Origin of the sequence: Flavisphingomonas formosensis (assembly GCF_009755815.1) — a bacterium.
GTDB classification, from domain to species: domain Bacteria; phylum Pseudomonadota; class Alphaproteobacteria; order Sphingomonadales; family Sphingomonadaceae; genus Flavisphingomonas; species Flavisphingomonas formosensis.
Genome location: NZ_WRPK01000016.1, coordinates 66,181 through 81,976, shown reverse-complemented (window position 1 = coordinate 81,976; position 15,796 = coordinate 66,181). Strand labels below are relative to the sequence as shown.

13 protein-coding genes and 1 pseudogene are annotated in these 15,796 nt (G+C 63.9%); 7 read left to right on the top strand and 7 right to left on the bottom strand.

The window, feature by feature from the left end; genetic code table 11:
- Positions 1-104 precede the first annotated feature (104 nt).
- Both GQY20_RS29950 and GQY20_RS29945 read left to right on the top strand, forming a co-directional pair.
- Positions 105-764 (top strand): lasso peptide biosynthesis B2 protein, encoded by a 660-nt coding sequence (locus GQY20_RS29950; RefSeq protein ID WP_157220842.1) that lies wholly within the window; start codon positions 105-107, stop codon positions 762-764.
- Complete coding sequence (locus tag GQY20_RS29945) at positions 764-2,512, top strand: asparagine synthase-related protein (RefSeq protein WP_157220841.1); 1,749 nt, start codon at positions 764-766, stop codon at positions 2,510-2,512. The genes GQY20_RS29950 and GQY20_RS29945 overlap by 1 nt, the downstream gene beginning before the upstream one ends.
- A 42-nt stretch (positions 2,513-2,554) precedes the next feature.
- Here the strand turns inward: GQY20_RS29945 and GQY20_RS29940 are convergent, their stop codons facing one another.
- Complete coding sequence (locus tag GQY20_RS29940) at positions 2,555-3,793, bottom strand: type II toxin-antitoxin system HipA family toxin (protein ID WP_157220840.1); 1,239 nt, start codon at positions 3,791-3,793, stop codon at positions 2,555-2,557.
- 2 nt (positions 3,794-3,795) lie between these two features.
- The gene (locus tag GQY20_RS29935) at positions 3,796-4,107 is read right to left on the bottom strand and encodes a helix-turn-helix domain-containing protein (RefSeq protein WP_198351297.1); all 312 of its coding nucleotides are present in this window, start codon (positions 4,105-4,107) and stop codon (positions 3,796-3,798) included.
- A gap of 265 nt (positions 4,108-4,372) precedes the next feature.
- On the opposite strand from GQY20_RS29935, the gene GQY20_RS29925 reads away from it, so the two are divergent.
- Positions 4,373-4,981 (top strand): asparagine synthase-related protein, encoded by a 609-nt coding sequence (locus GQY20_RS29925; protein ID WP_332836122.1) that lies wholly within the window; start codon positions 4,373-4,375, stop codon positions 4,979-4,981.
- 395 nt (positions 4,982-5,376) lie between these two features.
- On the opposite strand, the gene GQY20_RS29920 is transcribed toward GQY20_RS29925, so the two are convergent.
- From GQY20_RS29920 to GQY20_RS29905, 4 genes are all read right to left on the bottom strand, one after another.
- Positions 5,377-7,416, bottom strand: coding sequence for an Atxe2 family lasso peptide isopeptidase (locus tag GQY20_RS29920; RefSeq protein WP_157220836.1), 2,040 nt, complete (start codon positions 7,414-7,416; stop codon positions 5,377-5,379).
- Positions 7,416-9,998, bottom strand: a complete 2,583-nt coding sequence (locus GQY20_RS29915; protein ID WP_232476330.1) for a TonB-dependent receptor — start codon at positions 9,996-9,998, stop codon at positions 7,416-7,418. The genes GQY20_RS29920 and GQY20_RS29915 overlap by 1 nt, the downstream gene beginning before the upstream one ends.
- 76 nt (positions 9,999-10,074) lie before the next feature.
- Positions 10,075-11,127, bottom strand: coding sequence for a FecR family protein (locus tag GQY20_RS29910; protein WP_198351296.1), 1,053 nt, complete (start codon positions 11,125-11,127; stop codon positions 10,075-10,077).
- Positions 11,127-11,675, bottom strand: coding sequence for an RNA polymerase sigma factor (locus tag GQY20_RS29905; protein WP_157220834.1), 549 nt, complete (start codon positions 11,673-11,675; stop codon positions 11,127-11,129). The genes GQY20_RS29910 and GQY20_RS29905 overlap by 1 nt, the downstream gene beginning before the upstream one ends.
- Positions 11,676-12,172: 497 nt before the next feature.
- Here GQY20_RS29905 and GQY20_RS29900 point away from each other — a divergent pair, with 497 nt between their 5' ends.
- Both GQY20_RS29900 and GQY20_RS33150 read left to right on the top strand, forming a co-directional pair.
- On the top strand, positions 12,173-12,601 hold the full coding sequence (locus GQY20_RS29900) for a sigma factor-like helix-turn-helix DNA-binding protein (protein WP_157220833.1): 429 nt from the start codon (positions 12,173-12,175) through the stop codon (positions 12,599-12,601).
- A gap of 413 nt (positions 12,602-13,014) precedes the next feature.
- A pseudogene (locus tag GQY20_RS33150) lies at positions 13,015-13,140 on the top strand (IS91 family transposase); the annotation flags it as partial.
- A gap of 72 nt (positions 13,141-13,212) precedes the next feature.
- On the opposite strand, the gene GQY20_RS29890 reads toward GQY20_RS33150, so the two are convergent.
- The gene (locus GQY20_RS29890) at positions 13,213-14,202 is read right to left on the bottom strand and encodes a restriction endonuclease (RefSeq protein ID WP_157220832.1); all 990 of its coding nucleotides are present in this window, start codon (positions 14,200-14,202) and stop codon (positions 13,213-13,215) included.
- A gap of 220 nt (positions 14,203-14,422) precedes the next feature.
- On the opposite strand from GQY20_RS29890, the gene GQY20_RS29885 reads away from it, so the two are divergent.
- Positions 14,423-15,196, top strand: coding sequence for a hypothetical protein (locus GQY20_RS29885; protein ID WP_198351295.1), 774 nt, complete (start codon positions 14,423-14,425; stop codon positions 15,194-15,196).
- On the top strand, positions 15,196-15,795 hold the full coding sequence (locus GQY20_RS32340; RefSeq protein WP_198351294.1) for a hypothetical protein: 600 nt from the start codon (positions 15,196-15,198) through the stop codon (positions 15,793-15,795). Before GQY20_RS29885 ends, GQY20_RS32340 begins: the two co-directional genes overlap by 1 nt.
- The last annotated feature ends 1 nt before the right edge of the window (position 15,796 follow it).

Genomic DNA, 15,796 nt, shown 5'->3' with positions numbered 1-15,796 from the left:
CTGCACCCCTCCTGCCGGTGTGGGCGGCGTATTCGCCCCCCCCTTATTCCTGTGGGGGGCGGGCCCTCCCGCCCCCCCGCCACATTCGCGTGTGAGGCGACGTCATGGGTTTTGCGCTGCGCGACAATCTGACCTTCTGCGTGCTCGATCGGCATGTCGTTTTTCTCGACATTGCCGCCGACCGCTATCTTGGGGTCTCCGAACAGATCTCCGGGGCGCTTTTGCGCCTGATCGCGAACGAGCATGATCCCGGTGTCCTCGATGCTCTGAAACCCCTCATCCAGGACGGCGTTCTGATCGAGACCGCCGGCCCGACGAGCCTGCGACCTGCAACGCTGCGCGAGGCCAGCCGTTCGCTCGTCGACTCCGCCGTCGTGTCGCCCGTCCGCGGACAGCGAGCGACGGCGCTCGCATCGCTCGCGATCCATGCTCTCGAACTCAGATTTCGGGCGCTGGAGTCCATCCTCGCTGCGATAAGACGGAGGAAGCAGGCTATCGCCGAGGTTAAGGCGCGATCGTCTCATATCGGCGAGATCACCGGCGCCTATCTCGCTTCGGGCCGGTTGATCAGCCCGAACCGGAGATGCCTGCTCTATTCGCTGGCGCTGACCGATCGTCTCATCGCCGCGTCGATTCCCGCGTCCCTGGTATTCGCGGTCAAGCTGGCGCCATTTGCTGCGCATTGCTGGGTGCAGCATGACGATTGCGTGCTGAACGACAGCCTCGACCACAGCAGGCTGTTCACGCCGATCCTCGTCGTCTGATGGCCTTGCGTTACCTCATCCTGATCGGGTCGGCGCAAGCCGTCCAGCCGCTGGTCGAGCGCTGCGCCGCCTGTACGGAGCTTCGTCCGGTGATGACGGGCAGGCGCTTCACCGTGCTCACCGCTGGCGAGGGCGATGCGATCTGCAATCCGCTCTCCGCGACGACTGTCATCGGCCATCTCTTTTCGACGATCCACATGAGTCGGGTGAAGCAGCTCGACGACGCGATGGCCGGCCGTATCCGCCAATCGCGAGGCGGCGAACTCGTCGAGTCCTATTGGGGCGGCTATGTTTCGGTCTTCGAAAGCCCGGATTCTTCAAGAACGCACATCGTGCGCGATCCCGTCGGCACGGCACCCTGCTATTATCTGAAGGCGGAAGGGATCTGGGTCGTGGCATCCGACCTGGAAGCCCTCCGGCAGGCGCGGCTGTCGACACCGGCGATCGATTGGGGGAGTGTCGGCCGGCATCTGCTCCAGCCCGACCTGCGCACCAGCGAAACCTGCCTTACGGAAGTGGTCGAGCTGCCGGGCGGACATCGTCTTACGCTCGGGCCGGGCGAAGCCGATGTCGATCAGCTCTGGTCGCCCGGGCGGTTCGTGTCGCCTCGTGAACAGATCAGCGATCGTGCCGAGGCTGTCGAACGGCTTCGCCGCACGACGCTGAACTGCATCCATGCCTGGGCATCCTGCTACGACGAGCTACTCGTGCAGATCTCCGGCGGCCTGGATTCTTCCATCGTCGCGGCCGGGCTCCGCAAGGCTGCGGCGCACATATCCTGCCTCACGATTGCGACCGTTCAACCCGAAGGCGACGAGCGTGGCTACGCCCGCGCCGTCGCCGATCATCTCGGTCTGTCGTTGCGCGAGGCGTTCTTCGACCCGTCGCAGGTCGACGTCACCCATAGCGACGGATCGCATCTGCCGAGGCCGACCGCGCGCTGCTACGGCCAGGAAATCGATCGCATCAGCCTGCAGGCCGCGCAAGACGCGGGCGCGCAGGCGGTGTTCACCGGTAATTCAGGGGACGGCACCTTCTGCTTCCTCCAGTCCGTCAGTCCCGTGGTGGACCGGCTTTTGACGGAAGGATTGGGCGTCGGTTCGTGGCGTACCGTTGAAGACGTGGTCCGGCTGACCGGATGCAGCGTCTGGACGATCCTCCGACTGGTCGCCGGCAGGCTGCTCGGAGGGCGGCGTCCCTATCGATGGCGGGTGGACACGCGCCTGCTCAGCGCGGAGGTCGCCGCCCAGCAAAGGGACCCGCGCGAGCATCCCTGGTTGCCGCCATCGAACAGGATTCTGCCCGGCAGGGCAGCGCATATCGCGCGGCTCGTCCAGGCGCATTATCATCAGGAGGCCTTTCCGCGGGGACGGGATATCCCGATGATCTCGCCCCTGTCGTCCCAACCCCTGGTCGAACTCTGCCTGCGGATACCGACCTGGATGTGGTGCTCCGGCGGGATCAACCGGGCCATCGCGCGGGCGGCGTTCGCGCCCGACCTGCCGGCAGCGGTGCTCGAGCGGCGTTCGAAGGGTGGTCCCGATGGACTGCTCGTCGACATTCTCGAGCGCAACCGCGGGACACTCGTCGATTTTCTGGGCGAGGGTCTCCTCGCCCAGAACCGGATCGTCGACGCCGAACAGATCAGGGCCCGTCTGGCGAGGTCGGGTCCAACGGTTGGCGAGGACTATATCCGGCTGCTCGACCTTGCGGACGCCGAGGCGTGGGCAAGAGCCTGGGACGGTTGAACAGGCATTTGGGAGCGCGTCTATGGACGCGATAGGCATCCGTCAGGCCACGGCCTTCAAGATATCCCCATGTTCGAAGGCGCTGGCCATCCGGTCGATCTGGACGCCGGTCAGGCCGAGGCCTGCCGCAACATCGCGCCAGGCCAGCACGGCCGCACCGACCTCGGCGGCAATGGATCGTGCCTTTTCCAGCGTCAGTCCAAAATAACCGGCGACGGAAAGGGCGGTGTCGAGCGAGGCGGTATCGTCCTCGCCGTCAAGCGTCAGCGCATGATGCCGGGGCTTCACGTCGGTCGGCATCGGATTGAGATCATAGGCCGGTGCGAGCCGCCATCCGCCAGCGAAGCGGAGATAACCATGGTTGCGCAGATGGTCGTCGGTGTTGGAGATCAGAATGTTGAATATCATGCGACGCCAGAGCTGGGCGGCGTCGCGTTCGGGCGTCGCGCCGTCCCGCCGGAGGAGATCGAGCAGCTCGATATAGCTGCGTACCTCGCCATCCGATGCGCCGAGGGCGGTCAGCGCCGACATGAAGGGGATACGCCGACCGGTTTCATCCCGATCGAAACGTTGCATCATGAAAATGGGCCGCTTCTTGACGATGTGCAGATAGGAGACAGGCACATCGATCCCGGCTGCTCTGGCGAGTTCCATCGCGGTTGCCTCCCAGCGCGGTACCGGCCAATCATCGGTGGGACTGGGAAATTTGGCGAGCATCGGATGACCCTGTTGGTCGAGGACGATCGCCTTGGGTCTTGCACCGCCGAGCGAGGCGCCAGGCGCCAGCAACAGGCGTAAATCGTCATCGCTTTCCTTGTCGTTGATCACGCGCGTGGCGGCGGAGAGCAGGGTGCCAAGACTGACCAGGGGTGGAATCGGCCGATCGGATCGTGACAAGAAGTCCCCGGTGCCGGCTTCGGCAAAACGCAACGCGCCCAGTCGGGTCACGTCTTCGACCAAGGTCAGATAATCGATATCGAGCAGAGTCCTCGGCTGCCGAGCCTCCGCTTTCGCGTGTTGCCGCTCGCGGCGCTTCAGGAGATTGCGTCCCCAGCGATCGGGCGCGGGATCTGTAAAGGCGTTGAACAGACCTCCGACGTGAAATTGGCCACGCGCAAGCGGGAGCGCCGGATCGAGCGCGAAGTTTGCCGGGTGTGCAATCCATGCGGCATCATATTCGAACGATGCGGTTTCGCGTTGTCCTCGCGAACGAGCCCAGAGGCGGCCAACCAAAATGGTATCGCCTTGCCAGTCGAGATGGACGTCGAGTTCCCGGTCCATCGCTAGGCTCTCGAGGATCGCGCGCGTTGAGGCAGGCGCTCAGCTTCCAGCGATAGGCCTACTCTGTCGTTGAGCGGGTCGGCGAGCGTCCCGATGCCTTCCGCTAGTCCCAATACGAATAGCACGCTGGCATAGATGCCAAGTGCGACGCCTGGATCGCCCCGCTCGATTCGCGTCAACGTATTCCGGCTGATGAATGCACGCTCAGCGACCATCGCCATGGTCAAGCGTCGCCGCTTGCGGGCCGTGGCGATGTCCGTACCAAGCTTGGCGACGGCCTTACGCACTGGGAAGGGCAATGCGGCTTGTGCCATGGAGTTTTTCATATCTGCACCATAAAGTGTGCCATAATCGAGCTAACGCCCCATTTAAGATGCGAGGTGATATATTGCAAGCGGACGGATTTGGAGAGTGCTCCATAAAAGTGGCACTAAACGCGATAGCGCACTTTTTTTCGAGCATCGTTAGATAAACTGGTCGCGCCAAGTCGCGACGGCCCCACCTTCCTCTTTTCGGCGATGTGTGTCCGAGGGTGCGCCTACGGGGGCGTACCGTCGAAGACGTGGTCCGGCTGACCGGATGCAGCGTCTGGACGATCCTCCGACTGGCCGCCGGCAGGCTGCTCGGAGGGCGGCGTCCCTATCGATGGCGGGTGGACACGCGCCTGCTCAGCGCGGAGGTCGTCGCGCAGCAAAGGGGCCCGCGCGAGCATCCCTGGTTGCCGCCATCCGACAGGATCCTGCCCGGCAGGGCAGCGCATATCGCGCGGCTCGTCCAGGCGCATTATCATCAGGAGGCCTTTCCGCGGGACGGGATATCCCGATGATCTCGCCCCTGTCATCCCAACCTCTGGTCGAACTCTGTCTGCGGATACCGACCTGGATGTGGTGCTCCGGCGGGATCAACCGCGCCGTCGCGCGGGCGGCGTTCGCGACCGACCTGCCGGCGGCGGTGCTCGAGCGGCGTTCGAAGGGCGGTGCCGATGGCCTGCTCGTCGACATTCTCGAGCACAACCGCGGGACACTCATCGATTTTCTGGGCGAGGGTCTCCTCGCCCAGAACCGGATCGTCGACGCCGAACAGATCAGGGCCCGTCTGGCGAGGTCGGGTCCAACGGTCGGCGAGGACTATATCCGGCTGCTCGACCTTGCGGACATCGAGGCGTGGGCAAGAGCCTGGGTCGGCTGAGCGGCCTTTTGGGCGGAGGTCTATTGGCGCTATAGAGCGTCCGCCAGAATGGGGCCTTCAGCACATCTCACGTTCGAAGGCGCTGCCTATCCGGTCGATCTGGACGCCGGTCAGGTCGAGGCCCGCCGCGACGTCGCGCCAGTACGGCTCCGTCGCCATCGACGGCTTCGGATCGTGTCGCTTCCAATGTCGGTCCATATAGTCTGCGGTCCTGCGTAATCGCCGATCAAAAATTGCAGGATAATCGATGGCTGAAAACGGGCCGATGATATAATGTGCCTTTAAAGGCGGGCATTTATCCTGCGTATCTCCCATGTTCAAAAATTGCAGGATAAGTACCTCCAGCGGAAAGGGGTGGAAAGCTGTCCTCTGTGATGGAAATACGGAGGTCGGAGTCAGGGTCGCAGCCAGCGGCTGAACCAGTCGAGATTGCGCCCATAGACAGCGAGACGATGAGCTGGCTGCCATTTGATATGATGCTCGCCGGGATAAACGAACATCTCCACCGTCTTGCCATATCGCCGCAGTGCCGCGTAGGTCTGCAGCGCCGAGCGATATTCCTCGTCCGCGACCTGGATCAGGATGGGTGCGGTTACCTTCTCCACATTGAGAGCCAGCGAATGCCGTGCCCAGAAGTCCGGCCTGTCTTCACCAGCGCGGGGATAGCCCGCCTGCTCCAGAAAGTCGGCGAACTGCGATCCGACATAGAGCGTCTGGATTTGGGGATCGTCGCAGCACTGGCTGATGGCGACCGCCGAGAACATGCTGGTCGCGATCAGCGCATGCTGGACCGTGGAAACACCGTCGCTGAGACCGCTCAATCCGATGCGGCGTTCGTCTATGGCGCCGCGTGAAATGGCGAGGTGGACGCCACCGAGCAGGGCGGAGAGCACGCTCGTCCGATCCGCCCAGCCCGTGATGTTCGCCCGCTCGAACCCGACCGCGTCGCGTGCGGGGGTGAAGGTTCCGACCTCGGGCGGACGTTCGACACTCAGCACCGCAAAGCCGTGTGCCGCAAACAGCTGGATCGGATATTCGTCGCCCGTGCCGCCGCGCAAAAGGCCGCGTGACTGATATTGCACGACGATCATCGGATGGCGTTGTCCGGCCCGGTGATCCGGCGGCAGGACGAGGTCACCGAAGCATTCGATGCCGCGGTCGTTGCGCCAGTGCAGGCGCTGGACCTTGCCCAGCCGGAGTGCAGCATAGTCCGGATTGGGATCGAATATCGTCTCGGCTCGACCGTCCATGATGTCGATCGCGACGATATGCCGCGGCGTCGCCGATCCCTCCCTGAGGCAGATGAGGCGGGTCGTGGCCATTCGGCAGCCGATAAGCAGATCCTCCGTCTCGAGGATGCGCCGCGACCTGCCGGTGGCGGGGTTCCAGCGATAGAGGCCGAGCGCGCTCCGGCCCCATCCGGTCCGCGCTAGGAACAGGATATCGTGCTCGCCGGACGGCCACCAGAGCGCCACGACCCTGTCGCACGGGGCTTGTGTGCAGTGCGCGGTCCTTTGGTCGGCCAGCGTCGCCGAAATCATCGTCGGCGAGGAGTAGAGACCGGCATCCCGGGCGGCGACCCAGGCCCTTTCTCCATCTCTTGTTGCAGTCGTCAGGGATGACGGGCTGGCGCCGCCGTCACCGGATGCGTCAAGCTGCGCCTTCTCTGCCGGCGCCGCCGCGCGAACCTGTCCGCTGACCGCGTCGACATGGAATGCGGCCGGCGTGGCGGTCGCTCGTGGCATGGGGCGGTTCCCCGCCAGTGCCTGGAAGCGGTCGTCGAACAGGAAACCCGACCGGCCCTCGCGCTCGATGTCGCTCTTCTCGCGTGCAATGTCCGGCCGCGTCGAGAAAAATAGGCCGCCATCGCCGGCCCAGGCGAAAGCCACGACGTCGTCGGCCGAGCGGGTCACGGCCCGCGCCTCGCGACCATCGAACCGTGCACGCCAGACCTGGGTCACCCCGTCGACGCGCTTGAGAAAGGCGATCCACTGCCCGTCGGGCGACCAGCGCGGCGTGATCACCCGGGGCGTGCCGCTCTCCCATTCCGCCATGCCCCAGAGATCGTAGGTCATGAGAATCAGCGAACCGCCCCGATCGACGATCAGCGGCCGCGCACCGGGCCGCAACTCCATGACGATCATGGCGAGGCAATAACTGTTGGTGACCGGATCCGCCCGGCGTAGCTGGAAGGCGACACGTTGCCCGTCCGGTGAAATCGCGATCGGACTGTCTCCGGACAGCGATCCATCGGGACGCCCGATATCGCGCAGCCGGACGAGATCTTCCGCCAGCAGGCCCCGCTTATATCCAGTCACCGGGCCGGGAAGAAGATCGGAACAGGGATCGGAGGGCATCAGGGCGGCGCTCGCGCGGCTGCCCGACACCGCGCACGCCAGCAGCGCCACCACCGCCAGTCCACGGATGAATGACATCAGATCCGCTTCGAGATGGTGAGGCTGACGAAACGACCGACCGGGGAGTAGTTGGTGGAATCATAGGGCGTCCGATAGGCGACGCTGTTGAAGATGACGCTCGGCTTGTCGTTCAGGATGTTCTGGGCCGAGAGTGTCAGATCGATGTCACGGAAAATCCCTGCCGCCCGGTCGAGCCGGAGCTGGGCCGTGAGATCGAGGGTGGTCATCGCTCCGACATGCCGGATCGTTGCCGAACGATTGTCGGTCACCCCGCCGACATAGGACAGATAGGATGCGAGGACGATCGACCGGTTGTCCAAGACGAGTCCCGTGCGTCCGCGAAAATGGGGCGGGTTGAAGATCGTGCCAGCGAGTGGAATGGCAGGCTGGCCAGCGCTCAGCCGCTGCCTGCTGTGGAGATAGCTGCCGTTGGCGGTGAAGGTAAGCGAGCCGCCGTTGCCGAGATCGTGGCGATAGCGTGCGAGAAGATCGATGCCGTGGAGCCGCTGCTCCGCGACGTTCAGATTGCGGTTGTCGACGATGGCGATGACGTCGTTGCGATCATAGACGATGCCGAAGGGATTGCTGAGGCCCGATGCCGCACGGCCGATCGCCTCGTCGATCTGCGCGTCGGACGGATCATAGGCGATCAGGTCCTGGTAGATCGGGTTCGACAATATGCCCGAGGTTGACACGATCGGCTGGACGACGCGGTCGCGATAGCGGATGTCGAAATAGCTGGCTTCGATCTGCAGGCCCGGCAGCGGGCGGGGGTGCAGTACCAGCGTCGCGCTCCAGGTGGTTGCGCGCTCCGGCTTGAGCCTTGTGTTGCCGCCTTCGAGATAGAGCACGGTCGACGCGGCCGGCAGACCGGCACCACCGACCTCGCTGGTCGGATAGACATAGGCGAATTGCGGGAAATATTCCTGGACGAGGGTGGGGGCCTTGAACGACTTGCCCCAGCTGGCCTTGATGTCGAGATCCGCGCTCGGCGCGTAGATCAGGCCGATCTTCGGCGTCACCACCTTGTCCATGCCGGGGTAATTTTCATAGCGCAAGGCGGCGCTCACCGAGAGCCGGTCGACGAACGGGATCTGCTGGTCGCGTCCCACGAACGGCAGGAAGAGCTCGCCATAGCCATAATAGGAATCGCGCGAGGCCGAATAGATGCGGGAGACCAGGTCGGACACCGCATAGCCGATCCAGCGATAGCCACCGCCGACCGCGAGCCGGGCGCTGCCGCCCGGCAGGTCGAACAGTGGACCTTCGGCGTTGAGCTCGGCGGACCGGAGCGCGTTGCAGTTGCAGCCGCCATAGACGAAAAAGATGTCGCCGCCGCTGTAATAGTCCGAGTGCGCCCGGGTCTTGTCCTTCGCATAGGTGCCGACGAGGTTGGCGATCCAGTTGCTGCCGAGGCCGACCTTCAGCGAAGGCGCCAGCGAGTAGGATTGGGCCTTCGTCCGGTCGATCTGTCCGCTGAACAGGACATCGTTAGTCGTCGTATAGGGGATGTTGCCGCCCGTCGCCCGGCGGCTGTAGACCGCGTCGAGCGCGATCTCGACGCCTGCGGCGAGCTCCTGGTGGCCGCTGAACAACGCATTGTGAATGCTTTGGGAACGCAGCAGGTCGGCCTCTCCGAAGAGCCCGCGCGCATAGGAGCGCTGCCGCGCCAGGATGGGCGTGTCATGCTCGTAGCTGTAGGCGGCGATAAAGCCGCCGGTCGCCCATTTGTGCCCGAATACCAGCGAATATTGCTGCTGGACGTCGCCGCCGTCGGTCGCGGCGCCGAAGCGGGCGGACAGGGCGGCGCCCTCGAAATCGCGTTTGAGGATGACGTTGGCGACGCCGCCGACCGCATCCGACCCGTAGAGGGCGGATGCGCCGTCGGCGACCACCTCGATGCGGTCGACCGCGGCGAGCGGGATCGCGGAGATATCCACCGACTGGAGGGCGCCGTCATAGGCGAGCCTGTGCCCGTTCAGGAGCGTCAGCGAGGCATCTGCGCCGAGACCGCGCAGATTGAGGCTCGACGTCCCGTTGAAATTGGTGGTGTTGCTCCCGAAATTGCCGATGCCGACACCCGGATTCTGGCCACCCGAGAAATTCTGGGGGAGGCTGCGGATCGCCTCGCCGAGATTGGTCTTGCCCTGGAGCAGCATGTCTTTCTGCGAGAGCGCGATGACCGGCGATGAGGAAGGAGCGCCGCGGATCCGCGAGCCGGTCACGACGATGTCGGCCCGATCCCCCGGGCCGCTCAGAGCCTCGCCCGGCGGCGTCGTTCGCCCCCTGATGGTGACGATACCGTCGGAGACGTCCGCGACGAGCCCGCTTCCTGAAAGCAGGGTTGCCAGCGCCTGTTCGGGCGTAAAGCTGCCCTTGAGCGCTCCCGTACGCCGGCCTTTGACGAGGTCGCCCCTTATGATCAGCTCGAGACCCGATTGCTTGGCTACCTCGCGCAGCGCGGACGCCAGGCTCTGCGGCGCGACGTCATAGCCATGCTCCCCGATCGGCTGAGCCAGGGCCGGCGACGCACAGCCGAGCACGGTCGTCGCCGAGCCGATCATCACCGCGCGCCGCAATCTCCGATATGTCAGATTCACTCGTCACCCCCTTTGCCGCCGCCGGATCCATTGGCGGTTCAAAGGGGACAGACGGGTTCAGCTGCCGGGCGGGCAGCTATTTTTGCCGGTGGGACGTCCTGGCGGACAGCACGAGCCGTTTGCCGTCGGCGGCCAGATCGAGCTCGAGCGATTGTGCGAGCTTCTCGGCGAGCCTGACGGTGTCCTTGAGCCGGAACGTGCCGAACACCTCGATGTCGCCCAGCGCCGGATCGGCGAGTGCGATCTGATAGGAGGAGTGCCGGTTCGCCTCGAGCAGCACGTCTCTGAGCGGCACATAGTCGAAGTCGATCGTCTCGTTCATCCAATTGCTTTCCGCCGCCGTGGCCGCGACCGGAATGGGGCGCGCGTGAGCATCCAGGGCGCCGCTGCTGTAGAGGACACGCTGATCGGGTGCCAGTCTCAGCGGCCGTCCGGTCTTCTTGGCAATCTGGCCCGGCATGAGGACGTCGACCGCGCCGCGTAGCAGGACGACCTTCACCTGCCGGTCCGGCCGCACCCAGACGTCGAACATCGTGCCAACGGCTGTCACGGTGCCGCCGGCCGCCGCCACGACGAATGGGCGCGAAGGATCGTGCGCGACGTCGAACCGCGCGCGACCATTCAGCAGGGTCAGCACCCGCTTCGACGGTTGAAAGGAGACGGTGAGCACGCTGTCGCCATCGAGAAGGACAGTCGAACCGTCGGCAAGGCGGATGCGCCGCACTTCGCCGATAGCGGTGCCGAACCGCTGCTCCTCTCCCGATGAGGCGGAGAGGGAAGGGGGTGTCCGTTGATGGCCGAACTCCGCCTCGCGCAAGGCGAGCATCGCGCCCAGCGCGAGCACCAGGCATACCGCGAATATCAACGTCGCTCTTGGCAACGAGCGGGGGGCAGGCGCGGCCCTTTGCCGGCGCTCTGGTCGCGTCAGTGTCGCTCCGGCCGCCGACATGGCGTCGAGCTCGCGCGACAGCCGCTCATAGACAGGCCGCCGGCGTGGATCGCCCGCGAGCCATTGCGCCAGGCCCGGGCCCGCTGCCTCCGGATCGTTCGACATTTCCGCGAGCCAATGGATCGCCTGGCGCTCGTTCCGCGCCTTGCTAGTCAGCCATCCGAAACCGGTCCAGGTCATCACTCGCGGCTCCGCGCGCGCGCAACATAGGCGATCGCCTTGATCATGTGGCGCTTGACGCCCCCTTCGCTCATTCGAAGCCGTTCACCGATCTGCTTATAGGTGAGCCCCTCGATGCGATGAAGGATGAATATCTCCAATGTCTTGGGCTTCATCCTGGACAGCAGCGCGCGATAGCGTTCGAGCTCTTCGCGCGCCTCGAGATCGCGATGCTGGTCGATGTCTGTGCTGCGGTCATAGCCCTCCTCGACCGGAACCGAGAGCTGGCCGAGCCTGGTGGAGGCGCGCTCGGCGCGGTCGCGCAGGATATTGTCGGCGATGCGGCGCAGATAGGCCTCCGGGGTCTGGATCGGCGTGGTGGGCGCGATCCGCACGAAGCGCAGGAAGACGTCCTGCGCGAGATCGGCGGCTTCCTCGGCGTCGCGGACCCGCCGCGTCAGGAAGCGCCTGAGCTTGTCGAATTCTGCCTGGTATAGGGTCGAGACGTCCGCTCGGCGAGGGGCGACATCGTCAGCATCGCCGGCAGGGATCGGAAGCCCTTGCGGCATCTTACTGCCCACCGACAAGGTGGAGGAGACAGACGCCTCGCTTTGACTGTCGAAGATTTGCTTTGTGCCGGCTCATTTCGTCGCGCCCTATGTCCACTTGGGGCGACGGCCAAAGCCGGATGTTGGAAACCTGACAGATGACAGGCGCATGCGCCTTTACCGGCGAACCGGCTGGACATGCGCGCATGCCACCCGGCCCAGAAACTGTGACCGAGTCCATCTGTTGAGGTTTCCATGCCCCACTCCCGATTATTGCGGGAGCAGGGCCAATTTGCCCGATCTGGGCTTGGACGCAAGTGTTTATCACACCGTCCATCCCCGAGGACCGAGACGATTTGCGGGGGCAGGGCCGCTCGGAGCCGGCCGAGAATTCGCGGCATCCGACGGTGGAGGAGGAGAGTGGGAGGGTGCTCGGTGGGCTTGGTGGGGTGCCCGAGCTTACGCAGGGCGGCACCGACGGGCCTGTCCGATCTTACATATTTGCAAGAGATTCTGAGATGGCAGATGCTCCTCTGCGTGCGCTCCTGGCGCACGCGATTTCCGTGCTTGAGCACATGCTACGGCTTGCGCGAGGCAGCCGCTGGCTGGCGAGTCGCCTCGACGTGACGGATCGACCCGTGATCGAGCATGGCCGTTCATGCGGGGATGATCGCCGCGAGGGCATACATCAAGCGCCGGCATGCGGTCTAAAAATCGCGGCCGGATCACGGACTCCTGATGGCGAGGTTGGAGCGGACGATCATGTGGACCTCGAGCGGTATCGGAGGTGTCTCGAACGGCTACCTCGACGAACATTGGCGGTGTTCATTCTCCATCGCGTACACGGCTTGAGTTTTGACGAGACTTCCGTGCGGCTGCGGATCTCCAAACGCGCGGTACGCCGCCATTTTCGCCGGGCCGTCTATCGCGTATCCCGCAACCTGTGAGCGGGATCGAATCGGGACCAGAAGCTTTTCCGTGAAAGACGGCTTTTCGTTATCGGCCGGGATTGGTCACAAGCTGCAGCAGGACGTGCCCGAACGGGAAGCAAGGCACGCCCCACCATCCGTCGCCGCTATTGACGAGCGGCCTCCCCGGTTTCCATCTTGTCGTCGGGCGATTGCTCGACGGTTTCGGCTAAAATTCCTCCGGTTGGAATGGTTCAGATTGCTCACAGCACGAAGCCGCTCGCGCGGCAGGGGTGCGCGACGATGATGTAGCGCGCCAGCGGTGAGTTTGGCGCGGTGGCGGCGACGGCAGGCGATGGAGTTCCTTCAACGAGAGGAACTCCCCCATGGTGACTCTACCGACAGAGCGACCCGTTACCCCGCTGCGCCAGCGGATGCTCGACGATATGGCGATGCGTTCGATGCGAGCGCGAACCGACATCTTCCGCGCAGCCGGTCCCGCGTATCGGGCCAACCATGCCGGGCATGTGAGCCTGCACCAGCTCAAGGTGATGTCCGCGATCGACCAGAGCCGGTCGCTCACATCAGTCTTTGTGAACGTCTTGTCCTGACGGAAACTGCCATAGGGATCCCGCGTGGAATCGAAGAAGTCAGTTTCCGCGCAGCGTCCGATCGATCCATACATCGAGATCATCCCGGTCGACCTTGCCGAGAACGTGGCGATCGCGCTCAACCCGATCGAGCGCCCCCCGAGTCAGGTAGGAAGTCGTCACGATGAATGCCTTGGTCGCTTCGTGCTCCAGGCGCGTATCGGCTAGTTCGCGCACTAGAGAAAGACCGATCTTGCGATCCACGCGGTTTCGCTTAGCCTGCCAAATCGCCTTGAACATGCCGGCAATGCCGAGATCTTTAACCGCGATTACGTCCACGCCGCCATCTTTGGATCCGCGCGTCAACTCGACGTTGTATCCATCAGTCTCTAGCATGCGCGCTATCAGCACCTCAAGCTCGCGCCAAGACAGTTCGTCTAGGCCGACGAGCCGCTGCTGGACACGCTCGATTAGGCCGATGCTTGGCGATAGCGTGCGGAGGTTCGACCGTGTCTCGGGCGTTGCAAGGACTTCGGCTGTGAAAAATTCCATCCCGAAGGCGAACTTTACGTCTACCGCAAGCGGAGGCGGCTGTGATGCGATGAACAGCACGCGAGAACCCGGAAAACGCAGCAACACATCGGCTGCCAACGGTTCGACATCGATACCCTGCCAATCGACGTCTTCGAAGATCACCAGCCATCGTGTTCCCGGCGGTGCTTCGCGCCAAACCGCTTCGGGATTGTGGCTAAACCGCGCGTAGGTGATAGCTTTGGCGGCATGGGCTGGCACAGGTTCGGGAACCTTGGCGGAAGTCGCCAGCGCGAAATATTCGCTCCACTGCTCGCTGGATGCCCGAGTGGCGGACGTCATTAAGACGCGATCGACCTGACCGTCGTCATAGAGCCTGCGCGCCGCGAACAGGGCAACGGTCGACTTGCCGAGGCCGGGCGCAGCAACCAGCAGGCTACGTGCGTCGTTTCGCTCGGCGAAATGCTCCAGAAATTGCCGCTGTTCGGGATGCAGCGCGGAGATCGGGTCGGTCGGCATTAAACCGGACTAGCACACGGTAGCTTCGTCGCGAGAGAACAGTACCCACGGTCAGGCTTGCTGCCTGAGCGGCGGCCAGCGCTTAAGTCGGCTGACCGACGAACAGAACGTCTTGGATTTCCTTACATGTGCCGAGCGGCTAAGATGTCGCCCGCCGTAACGATTTTTTTCTCGGCTCTGTTTCCGCTTTCCACCCCGCTTGCCGATCAGTGAGCCGATGATGACCGAGCCGAACTCCAAGAGCGCCATCGTGCCGCTCACGCGTATCGATCGCAAGACGTGCGCTCCGTACGTCCGCCCGAAGGCCGTGACGGAGGAGATCGAAGCGACTCTTGCGCTTCCCCTCCACGACGCCTTCGCACTTGCGAGCTCGGGACGGCTGCGCCCGCAGACGCTCGTTTATCTGATGCGCAACTTCCGGCCGAACAGGAGCAACCCAGCCTATGACGGGCTGGTCGTCGCGTTCTACTCCCGTCTGGAGCGCTCCGGCGATCGGCTTATGTCGTGGATGACCGAGACGCAGCGGGAGATGGTGCAGGCGGAGGTTGCCACCAAGGTCGCCGAATGGTTCCACGACGATCGCATGGACATCTTCGAGTTCGGCTTCAGGATAGGTGCGGAACGCCTGTTCCTCACGGCGATAAGCAAGGTCCGCCGGCAGACCGTATTTGAGGTTGCGCAGGAATCCCTCGTAGGTTCCGAGAGTGAAATGACGGGCGAGGAGGCCGCAGATTCCCTCGGCAGGCATCACGCCGGATCGGAGCGACCGCTGGCAGAGGTCCGGGCGGAACTCCTGGAGATCCAGGACAAGTTGAACCACAATGAGAAGCTCGCGGTCGTCTACGTCGAACAGATGGGCATGACAGAAAAGGAGGCCGCACACCTGATCGGCTGCTCCTCCCGCAACGTCCGCTACTTGATGGAAAGCGTGCGGGCGAAGGCTCGCGGAGAATCAAAGCGCGCGCGGAGCAGCGTGCGGGAAAGCGTGAAATGATGAGCAACAATCCTCCCACCACTTTCGACCTAGATGAAATCCTGGCCGGCGTTCACGATGAGCTCGAAGGCGGAGCCAGTGGTGCACGCGTGCGCGAGATCGCAGACGCGCATCCCGACGCGCGCGATGACATTCTCGCGTTCGCCGCCGAGTGGTTCGCATCCGATGGGAGCGATCTGTCGGACGATAACCTCGAAGTCACCCGTACAGCGAGAGAGCATCACCTAGTGCTCGAACGCTTCTGGGCTGCAGCGGCATCGACAGACGCGAAGCCGTTCGAAGGTCTTTCCGCAGACCGACTGGGGGAGGTCGCTACCAAGTGCAGGATCGACATCGACATCCTGCGGCAGATCGTCCGAGGCAAGGTCGATGAAATGTCGATTCCGGCGAAGCTCATCGGATGGTTCGGTGCGGAGCTGGAGGTCCCGCAGCAGGCGGTCTGGTCGTCGCTCACGACGGTCGATAGGGCTGCCTATGCCGATTTCTTCGCGCCGGGTGGACGGCGGGTCGCCGGCAAGATGCGCTTCGTCGACGTCGTGCGGGATTCCGAACTGGGCGATGACGACAAGTGGTTCTGGCTCAACTCGCTACAGCCCTAAG